2 protein-coding genes and 1 pseudogene are annotated in these 3,094 nt (G+C 65.2%); 1 reads left to right on the top strand and 2 read right to left on the bottom strand.

Annotated features, from left to right (window positions below; translation table 11 throughout):
* Both AC3ETA_RS47595 and AC3ETA_RS47590 read right to left on the bottom strand, forming a co-directional pair.
* Positions 1 to 544: pseudogene (locus AC3ETA_RS47595) on the bottom strand (transposase); the annotation flags it as partial.
* Between the two features lie 224 nt (positions 545 to 768).
* Positions 769 to 1,995, bottom strand: coding sequence for an IS256 family transposase (locus AC3ETA_RS47590; protein WP_432199138.1), 1,227 nt, complete (start codon positions 1,993 to 1,995; stop codon positions 769 to 771).
* On the opposite strand from AC3ETA_RS47590, the gene AC3ETA_RS47585 reads away from it, so the two are divergent.
* Positions 1,904 to 2,941, top strand: a complete 1,038-nt coding sequence (locus AC3ETA_RS47585) for a group II intron maturase-specific domain-containing protein (RefSeq protein WP_432199139.1) — start codon at positions 1,904 to 1,906, stop codon at positions 2,939 to 2,941. The two genes, AC3ETA_RS47590 and AC3ETA_RS47585, sit on opposite strands and share 92 nt — an antisense overlap.
* Positions 2,942 to 3,094 lie beyond the last annotated feature (153 nt).

The raw sequence follows: 3,094 nt of genomic DNA, 5'->3' as shown, positions 1-3,094 counted from the left end.
CAGCTGTGCGAGCATGCGGTTGAAGAGGTTTCTCTGCGCGGCAGCGTGCCAGTCTCCGTGGTTGTCGCGGCGCCTGCGGTAGTGGGTCTTGGCGCCTGGTGAGGTGGTGATGGCGGAGAAGGCCCATAAGGAGCCGGCGTGGTTGAGGCGGTCGTTCTTCACCCACCGGCGGGTGATGCCCGGCTTCTTGCCGGAAGCCCTGGTGATGGGTGAGGCACCGGCGTATGCCTTCAGGCCGCGAGCGTCGGCGAACCGGGTGCGGTCGTCTCCGATCTCGGCGAGCACCCTGGGCACCGATCTGGACGCCGAGGCCGGGAAAGCTGAGGATGATCTCAGCGTCCGGATGCTGAGGAAAAGCCTCTTCGACCGCCTTGGCCAGGTCGTCGGCGGCGGTGCAGGCTGCCTGGAACTGGACCAGGAGCGCGAGCATCTGCTTGCCGAGCGCGTCCTCGACCCGCGACGGCTGGTGTGCCCAGTCGGCACGGAAAACCGCCCGGAGCCGTTCGGCCTCGGCTGTGGTGCCGCGTTGGCGGCCGGCTCGCCTCTGGAAGTGCGCAAACAGCCGCTGATACGAGGCGCTGGCTGCGATGTGCGCCTCGTCCGTTTTACCGGACGCTGAGCTGAGCGTATGGGGGCTGACATGGCGTTTTATGTGTCGTACATGTGCGTGATGCTTGGTATGGGTTTGGTCTGTCGGTTGCAGCGGTTGGGTTGGCTGTCGATGTCGTCGAAGGTGTTCCGGCGACGCTCTGCTGTGCCGGCGCAGGGTCATGCCCCCTGTAGTGGTGTAGCCGTGCCGGGTTGATCGTCAGGCGGGTAGATCTTGTCCATGCTGTCTTCGGGGAGGTAGCGGCGGGGGAAGGCGATCCATTCGTCGTGCATCTCGATGAGGACGGCGGTGGTGAGGCGTTCGAGAGCGTCGGGGTTGGGGAAGATCTGGACAACGTCGACGCGGCGCTTGATCTCGCGGTTGACCCGCTCCAGAGGATTGGTCGACTGGATCTTCTTCCAGTGCCGCTCGGGGAAGTCCGCGAAGGCGGTCAGGTCCACCTTGGCCTCCAGGAGCATCGCCTTCACCTTGGGGAACTGCCGTCCGAGCATGTCGGCGACGGTGTCGAGCTGGGCGCGGACGGCCTCGGCGGTGGGCTGGGCGAAGATCGTGCGGATGGTCGCGGCCACCATCTCCGCGGCGTCCTTGGGGATCACCGCGAAGACGTTGCGCAGGAAATGAACGCGACAGCGCTGGTAGGCGGCTCCGAGCATGACCTTGCGGACCGCCTTGACCAGGCCGGAGTGGTGGTCGCCGATGACCAGGCGGACCCCGGCCAGGCCCCGCTCGCGCAGGGAGCGCAGGAACTCGCTCCAGAACACCTCGCTCTCGCTGTCGCCGACCATCAGACCGAGCACCTCGCGTCCGCCGTCCTCGGTGATGCCGGTGGCGATGACCACGGCCTGCGAGACGATCTGGTGGTTCACCCGGGCCTTGCAGTAGGTCGCGTCGAGGTAGATGTAAGGGAAGCGGGTGTGGTCCAGGGGCCGGGTGCGGAACACGTTCAGCTCGACGTCGAGGTCGCCGCAGATCCTGGAGACCTCGCTCTTGGAGATCCCGGTGTCACCGCCGAGGGCCTTGACCAGGTCGTCCACGCTGCGAGTGGACACGCCCTGCACGTATGCCTCCATGACGACCGGGTAGAGAGCCTGGTCGATACGCCGCCGGCGTTCCAGCAGGCTGGGGAAGAACGACCCGGTGCGGACCTTGGGGATCGCCAGGTCCAGGTCCCCGGCCTGCGTGGTCAGCAGTTTCGCCCGGTGCCCGTTGCGCATCGTCGTGCGCGTCTCGGTGTGCTCACCGGGTTCCGCACCGATGTGGGCGGTGGCTTCGGCCTCGATGAGTTCCTGAAGGATCCGCTGGGCCAGAACCCTGATCAACTCGATTCCGTCCGCCGTACGCAGTGACTCCATCAGGCGGAGTAAGTCATGCTGGGACAAGGCCATCGCGTCACCTCTCACTTCAACGAGCTTCGCTACTCGGAGAGTTGCGCGATGGCCGCCCCATGACCAGGGGCTATGCAGAGATCGCTGTTACACCACGTCGTGGGACACCATCGAGACCCTGACCGGGACTCCGCAAGGAGGGATCGTCTCTCCGCTGCTGGCCAACATCTATCTCTCGGTACTGGACCGATATTTCTCGCGGATCTGGGACCAGGAGATGACCCCGCCATGGCGTCGGCAGTATCGACGCCGGATGGGACGGCCGAACTTCCGTCTGGTGCGGTACGCCGACGATTTCGTCGTGCTCGTGCACGGCACGAAGTCCGAGGCCGAAGCACTCAAAGCGAAGATCGCCGAACTGCTGGCCGGCAAGCTGAAGATGACCCTCTCGGACGAGAAGACCCACATCACCCACATCGACGACGGCTTCGTCTTCCTGGGCTTCCACATCCAGCGGAGAACCTGGGGCGACCGCCGCGTCGTGCTCACCATCCCGTCCAAGCAAGCCTTGGCGTCGGTGATACACAAGATCAAGAAACTGACGGGGCGAAGTACGACATCGCTCTCGTTGGAGGAGGTGCTGCGGACGGTCAACCCGGTCCTGCGGGGCTGGGCAGCCTACTTCCGCTACGGCGTCTCGAAGCGGACATTCGCCTACCTCGGCTGGTATGCGTGGTGGCGAGTACTCCGCTGGATTCGCTACAAGCGCCCCCACATGACCTGGAAACAACTGCGGCGCCGCTACTTCGGAGCGGACCGCATCAGCGAGGGCGGTCTCGTCCTCTACAACCCGGCGAAGCTGAAGGTCGAGCGATACCGCTTCCGCGGAGCGCAGATCAGCACGCCATACAACATCGACGAGGTCGATCCGGAGAAGGCTCGCTTTCGCCGGACCAGCCACGACGATGTGGCCTTCGTCGGCCAGGTCAGTGAATACCTCGCCTGACACATCGGATCACGTGGAGAGCCCGCTGCGGGGCCAACTCGCACGGCGGGTTCGGCGGGCGGGGACGGGAAGACCGGCACTGGAAACGGTGCACGGCGTCCCGTCCCCGACCCAACATATGGAACTGGACCGCAGGGGAGCTGAGCTGCTGTT

The sequence above is a fragment of the Streptomyces sp. bgisy027 genome (assembly GCF_057710365.1).
This window is presented reverse-complemented; position numbering and strand designations above follow the sequence as displayed.